Origin of the sequence: Streptomyces sp. NPDC091279, assembly GCF_044757465.1 — a bacterium.
Taxonomy (GTDB): Bacteria; Actinomycetota; Actinomycetes; order Streptomycetales; family Streptomycetaceae; genus Streptomyces.
In genome coordinates this window covers 853,828-860,027 of the sequence record NZ_JBIVVA010000002.1, presented here as the reverse complement: position 1 = coordinate 860,027, position 6,200 = coordinate 853,828, and the positions used below count along the sequence as shown (strand labels likewise).

General features: G+C 72.3%; 5 protein-coding genes and 1 pseudogene. 4 read left to right on the top strand and 2 right to left on the bottom strand.

What is annotated here, in order from left to right:
- The 4 genes and pseudogenes from ACIQOU_RS07320 to ACIQOU_RS07305 all read left to right on the top strand — a co-directional run.
- A pseudogene (locus ACIQOU_RS07320) lies at positions 1-170 on the top strand (glucose-6-phosphate isomerase); the annotation flags it as partial.
- A gap of 10 nt (positions 171-180) precedes the next feature.
- On the top strand, positions 181-1,059 hold the full coding sequence (gene gnd / locus ACIQOU_RS07315; RefSeq protein WP_401534718.1) for a phosphogluconate dehydrogenase (NAD(+)-dependent, decarboxylating): 879 nt from the start codon (positions 181-183) through the stop codon (positions 1,057-1,059).
- Between the two features lie 6 nt (positions 1,060-1,065).
- Complete coding sequence (locus ACIQOU_RS07310; RefSeq protein WP_401534626.1) at positions 1,066-1,656, top strand: histidine phosphatase family protein; 591 nt, start codon at positions 1,066-1,068, stop codon at positions 1,654-1,656.
- 42 nt (positions 1,657-1,698) lie between these two features.
- Positions 1,699-3,162: a membrane-associated oxidoreductase gene (locus tag ACIQOU_RS07305; RefSeq protein ID WP_401534624.1), complete on the top strand. Its 1,464-nt coding sequence runs from the start codon at positions 1,699-1,701 to the stop codon at positions 3,160-3,162.
- Here ACIQOU_RS07305 and ACIQOU_RS07300 read toward each other — a convergent pair.
- Both ACIQOU_RS07300 and ACIQOU_RS07295 read right to left on the bottom strand, forming a co-directional pair.
- Entirely contained in the window at positions 3,149-4,945 is a 1,797-nt protein-coding gene (locus ACIQOU_RS07300) for a bifunctional sugar phosphate isomerase/epimerase/4-hydroxyphenylpyruvate dioxygenase family protein (RefSeq protein WP_401534715.1), read from the bottom strand. The two genes, ACIQOU_RS07305 and ACIQOU_RS07300, sit on opposite strands and share 14 nt — an antisense overlap.
- 298 nt (positions 4,946-5,243) lie before the next feature.
- Positions 5,244-6,119, bottom strand: coding sequence for a shikimate dehydrogenase (locus tag ACIQOU_RS07295; protein ID WP_401534622.1), 876 nt, complete (start codon positions 6,117-6,119; stop codon positions 5,244-5,246).
- Between the last annotated feature and the right edge of the window lie 81 nt (positions 6,120-6,200).

Sequence of the window (6,200 nt, the reverse complement as noted above, 5' to 3'; positions counted from 1 at the left end):
AGGGCGCGGTGTGGCACATCGACTCCTTCGACCAGTGGGGCGTGGAGCTGGGCAAGGTCCTCGCCAAGCGCGTCGAACCCGCCCTCACCGAGGGCGCCGACGTCCCCGGTCTCGACCCCTCCACCCGCGCTCTCGTGGCCGCCTACCGCGAACTCAAGGAAGTGAACTGACATGACAGCCATGCAGCTCGGCCTCATCGGCCTCGGCAAAATGGGCGGCAACATGCGCGAGCGTGTCCGCAACGCCGGGCACACCGTCGTCGGCTACGACCGCAACCCCGACGTCTCCGACGTGGACAGCCTCACCGAACTGGTCGGGCAGCTCCAGGCGCCGCGCGTGGTCTGGGTGATGGTCCCGGCCGGCGCCGCCACCCAGTCCGTCGTCGACGAACTCGGCACCCTCCTCGAAGCGGGCGACATCGTCGTCGACGGCGGCAACTCCCGCTGGACCGACGACGAGCAGCACGCCGAGGAGCTGGGCGCCAAGGGCATCGGCTTCGTCGACGCCGGTGTCTCCGGCGGCGTCTGGGGACTGAAGAACGGCTACGCCCTGATGGTCGGCGGCGACAAGGAGCACGTCGAGCGGCTCCAGCCGATCTTCGAGGCGCTCAAGCCGCAGGGCCCCTACGGCTATGTCCACGCGGGCAAGGTCGGCGCCGGGCACTTCTCCAAGATGGTCCACAACGGCATCGAGTACGCCATGATGCAGGCCTACGCCGAGGGCTGGGAGCTGCTGGAGAAGGTCGACTCCGTCACCGACGTGCGCGAGGTCTTCCGCTCCTGGCAGGACGGCACCGTCATCCGCTCCTGGCTGCTCGACCTCGCCGTGGACGCCCTCGACGCCGATGAACACCTCGACAGGCTCAAGGGGTTCGCGCAGGACTCAGGCGAGGGCCGCTGGACCGTCGAGGCCGCGATCGACAACGCCGTACCGCTGCCCGCGATCACGGCGTCCCTGTTCGCGCGGTTCGCGTCGCGGCAGGACGACTCGCCGCAGATGAAGATGATCGCGGCGCTGCGCAACCAGTTCGGCGGGCACGCCGTCGAAGCGAAGGAGTAAGTCACCGTGGGGGACCTTCTGTTGGTCCGCCACGGCGAGACGGAGTGGAGCGTGTCGGGCCAGCACACCAGCTGGACCGACCTGCCCCTCACCCACCACGGTGAGGACCAGGCCAAGTCCCTCGCTCCTCTCCTGTCGCGGCGGACCTACGCGCTCATCCTGACCAGCCCGCTCGAACGTGCGCTGCGCACCGCCGAACTCGCGGGCCTGACCGGGGCCGTGACAGACCCCGACCTGCACGAATGGGACTACGGCGGCTACGAGGGCATCACCACCGTGGACATCCACCGCACCCGGCCCGACTGGGACCTGTGGACGGACGGCGTCCCACCGGGCACCGACGGCCATCCCGGCGAGTCACCGGCCGAGGTGGGCGCCCGTGCCGACCGCGTGCTGGGCCGCGTCGAGGCCGCCCTCCCGGACGGGGACGTCCTGCTTGTCGCGCACTCCCACTTCCTGCGCGTCCTGACCGCCCGGCGGCTCCGACTGCCGCCCGAGGAAGGGCGGTTGTTCCAGCTGGCGACCGGTTCGGTGAGCCGGTTGTCGACGGAACACGGCCGGCCCGTGATCGCCGAGTGGAACGCCCGTACGTCATAGGGCCGTTGACAGCGCGCGCCCGCCGCACCAGAGTCCAGGCTGATGGAGATCGACGATCTGACCCCGGCCGAGACCAGCGTGTGGCGGGCGTTCGCCTGCGGCCACCCGGTGGATTTCCGCACCGGACCCGACGAGGACGCCACCGGCGAGGACACGTGGGGGCCCGAACGGACCCTGCGCGCCTCGGTGTTGAAGACCCTCCTGGTCTCGGCGCCACAGCGGGAGGGCGAGATCGCCGCCCTCAAGGTGCGGGGCGCCCGGATCACCGGCACCCTCCGTCTCACGCACGGGGTGCTCGACCATCCGGTCAGCCTCACCCACTGCCGCTTCGACGAGACCCCCGAGCTGTACGCGGTCCGGCTGCGCCAGCTCAACCTGCGCGGCAGCGTGCTGCCCGGCCTCAACCTCGGCGGCTCCCGCATCGACGGCGTCCTACGCCTCACCGACTGCCACCTCAACGGCCCGCTGCGCCTGGGCGGCGCCCAGATAGCCGCCGCCCTCTTCATGGAACGCGCCCGGCTCGTCGCGTCCGACGGCACACAGGCCGCCCTCCAGCTCACCCAGGCGGTGATCGGCGACGACCTGTGGGCGCCCGAGCTGTCCGTGCGGGGCGAGACCCGGCTCAACGGCACCTCGGTCAGCGGCACCCTGAACATCGAGGGCGCCCGCTTCGACCACCCCGGCGCCACCGCCCTCAGCGCCCTCACCCTCGACGCGAGCGCCGACGTGAACGCCCGCCAGGTGCGCACCCGGGGCCAGGTGGATCTGCGGGGTGCGCGGATCGCCGGGCGGCTCGACCTGTCCCACTCCCGGCTCCGGCACCCCGGCGGGGTCGCCCTGCGGGCCAGCAGCTGTGTGATCGGCGAACTCTGGCTGAGCGGCGCCGAACCCGTGCGCGGCACGCTGCATCTGCGCCGCTCCCGCATCGACGTCCTCAGTTTCGCGCCCGAAGTGGTGCCGGGCGAGGTGCTGTTGAACGAGCTGACGTTCACCGCGCTCACCCCGCACGAGCCCGCCGAACGCCGGCTGCCGCTCCTCGAACGGGACGGTGAGGGCTATGTCCCGTACGCCTACGAGCAGTTGACGGCCGCCTATCGGCGTATCGGCGACGACCGCGGGGCCCGCGCGGTCCAACTCGCGGGGCAACGCAGGCTGCGTGCCACCCTTCCCTGGTACGGGCGCCTCTGGGGCCACCTCCAGGACATCACCGTCGGCTACGGGTTCCGCCCGCTGCGGGCCGCTGCCTGGCTGGTGTCGCTGCTCGCGGCCGGGTCGCTGGTCTACGCGCTGCATCCGCCGCGCCCGCTGAAGACGTCCGAGTCCCCGCACTTCGACGCGGTGTTCTACACCCTGGACCTGCTGCTGCCGGTCATCTCCTTCGGTCAGGAAGGGGCGTTCGCACCCGACGGCTGGTACCAGGCGCTGTCCTACGCCTTGATCATCACCGGCTGGGTGCTCGCCACCACGGTCGTCACCGGCGTCACCCGCAGCGTCAGCCGCCAGTGAGTCGGCGTGCGCCGTGCTGGGCCGCCAGCCGTACCGGTGCGTTCTGGGCGCCGTAGCCCCGGTAGCCCCCGTCGCGCTGGACGAGTTCGAAGAAGACGCGTCCGACGGTCTGCGTGTAGCAGTGCCGGAACTCGCCCTGCGCGTCCCGGTCGTAGAGGATGCCGAGGTCCCGGAAGGTCGCCAACTCGCCCTCGGGGAGGTCGAATCGGGCGGCGAGGTCGTCGTAGTAGTTCGCGGGCATCGCCAGCAACCGGCCACCGGCGGCGCGGAACCGGCGGGCGGCGGCGACGATGTCCGAGGTGGCGAGGGCGATGTGCTGGGCGTGCACGGTGTCGTCGGCGGGGGCCGCACCGACCGACAGCACGATCCGCACCCGCTCCTCGGTGTCCGTCACGGCGCGGCTGCGCAGCAGGCCGTAGGGGTCGGCGACGTCGACGCTCTCCTGGGCGCGGAGCCCGAGGACGCTGCGGTGGAAGAGGGCCGCCTCGTCGAAGTGGTGCCAGGGCTGGGTGAGGGCGAGATGGTCGACGCGGGTGATGACCGCGCCGTCGGCGGCGGCCCGGATGTCCTCGAAGTCGCCTCGCCAGCCGGGGAGTTCGGGGTGGTCGGCGGCGCAGAAGAAGAGTTCGGTGCCGTCGGGTGCGGCGACGGCGTCCAGCGGGGCGTCCTCGGGGGCGCGGCGGCGGGGCAGTACCGGGGCGAGGAGGGCCTCGGCGCGGCGGGCGGCGGCGGCCGGGTCCGGTGACTCCAGGCCGATCGCGGCGAGTCCGGTGCCGTCCCGGCGGGCGGCGGGGCCGGTGTTGACCAGGACGCGGGCCTCGCCCTGCTGCCAGAGGTCGACCGGCTTGCTGCGGTGGCGGGCGGTGCGGGTGAAGCCGAGGGCGGCCAGCACGGAGGTGACGGGTTCGGCGTCGGGCGTGGTGAGTTCGGCGAAGGCGATGCCGGTGGGGACGACCGGGGCGGGCAGGTCCGCGAGGCCGACGCTCTCGCGCAGGACCAGCAGGGAGCGGTGCGCGTCGACGGCGGTCGGTCCGGCGTCGGCCTGCCGGAAGACGTCGTTGAAGACTTCGAGGGAGAGCGGTCCGGTGTATCCGGCGCGCAGCACGTGCCGGACCAGGTGCGCGACGTCGAAGCCGCCCTGTCCGGGGAAGCAGCGGTAGTGGCGGCTCCACTGGAGGACATCCATGGCGAGCAGCGGGGCGTCCGCCAGCTGGAGGAAGAAGATCTTCTCGCCGGGGATGTCCTCGATCGCCTTGGGGTCGGTGCCGCGCGAGAGGATGTGGAAGCTGTCGAGGCAGGTGCCGAGGGCGGGGTGGTCGGCCGCCTCGACGATCCGCCAGGCGTGGTCGTAGGTGGAGACATGGCGGCCCCACGCGAGCGCCTCGTAGGCGACCCGGACCCCGAAGTCCTGCGCGAGGTCCGCGAGTTGGGTGAGGTGGTCGGCGGCGAGGGCGTCGTCGTCGACGGCCTGGGGACTGACGCTGGAGCAGACCAGGACGGTGTCGGCGCCGAGCCGGTTCATCAGCTCGAACTTGCGCCGGGCGCGGCGCAGGTTGGCGGCGAGGAGGTCGGCGGGGACGGCCTCGATGTCCCGCATCGGCTGGTAGAGGTCGATGGTGAGGCCGAGGTCGGCGCAGCGGGCGCGCACCTCCTCGGGGGTGAGGGGGCTGGCGAGCAGGTCGTTCTCGAAGATCTCGACGCCGTCGAAACCGGCCCGGGCGGCGGCCGTGAGCTTCTCGGTGAGCGAACCGCTGAGGCAGACGGTGGCGATGGAGGTGCGCAGGGCGGCGGGCACGGGCGCGCTGCCCGGCCGGACGGCGGGGGTGGGGAAGGGGGAGGCTGAGGGGCGGGTGGACATGGCGGGGCCTCGCTTCACTTCGGTGCGCTGCTTCGCTTGGGTGCGCTGCTTCACTTGGGTGCGCTGCTTCGCTTCAGACGGTGCGTCGCCGCTCGCGGCCCTTCATTTCTGACGGCGCGTCATTTCCCACGGCGCTTCATCTCTGACGGTGCGTCAATTCTGACGTTCCGTCACTTAACCTGCCAGGCTTCCCTTTTGGCTCCCGTGCCGCTCGCCCCGGGGTTCACTTCGGCGTAGTGACGGCGTCCGCGAGTTCCTCGATGTCGGTGAGCATCCGGGCCGTGTCGGGGTCCTCGCCGGTGAACAGGCGGAACGCGTCGGCGGCCTGGAAGACGGCCATGCCACCGCCGTCGAGGACAGAGCAGCCCACGTCCCGTGCGGTACGGAGGAGTTCGGTCTCCAGCGGGCGGTAGACCACCTCGGCGACCCACAGCTCGGGGCGCAACAGCGCGGCGGGCAGGGGCAGTCCGGGGTGCGCGGCCATGCCGGTGGGCGTGGCGTGGACGATGCCGTCGGCCGTGCCGGTCAGCTCGGGCAGGGCGTCGGGGGCGGCGCCGGTGGCGCGGCCGGGGCCGAAGTGCCGGTTCAGGGCGGCGGCGAGGGCGGTGGCCCGTTCGGGCCGGGCGTCGACGAGGGTGACGCGTCCGGCGCCGAGGGTGAGCAGGGCGTGGGCGACGGCCGCGCCCGCACCGCCCGCGCCGAGCTGGACGACCCGTTCCAGCGGGGCGTACGGCAGACCGCGCGCGAAGGACGCGGCGAAGCCCGTGACGTCGGTGTTGTGGCCGATGGCGCGGCCGTCCTCGAAGACGACGGTGTTGACGGCGCCGAGCGCCTCGGCCTGCGGGGCGAGCGCGTCGAGGTGGTCCAGGACGAGCTGCTTGCAGGGGTGGGTGATGTTCAGCCCGTCGAAGCCCAGGTCACGCGCGGCCCGCAGCAGATCGCCGACCGCCTCGGGCGGTACCCCGAGGACGTCGATGTCGATGAGCCGGTAGAGATAGCGCAGCCCCCGCCGGTCGGCCTCGCGCTCGTGCAGGGCGGGGCTGAGCGAGGGGCCGATGCCGGAGCCGATCAGCCCGACGAGATACGAGTCCTTGGCCACGGCGGCCCTCCCAGCGGCTGACTAATGTACGAACTAGTACGTTAGTGATAGCAGCCGGGACGGCTCAGGGGAACCCCCCGG

Bases quoted from the DNA above. Each gene is read 5' to 3' on its own strand.
- ACIQOU_RS07305 (WP_401534624.1), top strand. From the start codon at position 1,699: ATGGAGATCGACGATCTGACCCCGGCCGAGACCAGCGTGTGGCGGGCG.
- gnd (WP_401534718.1), top strand. From the start codon at position 181: ATGCAGCTCGGCCTCATCGGCCTCGGCAAAATGGGCGGCAACATGCGC.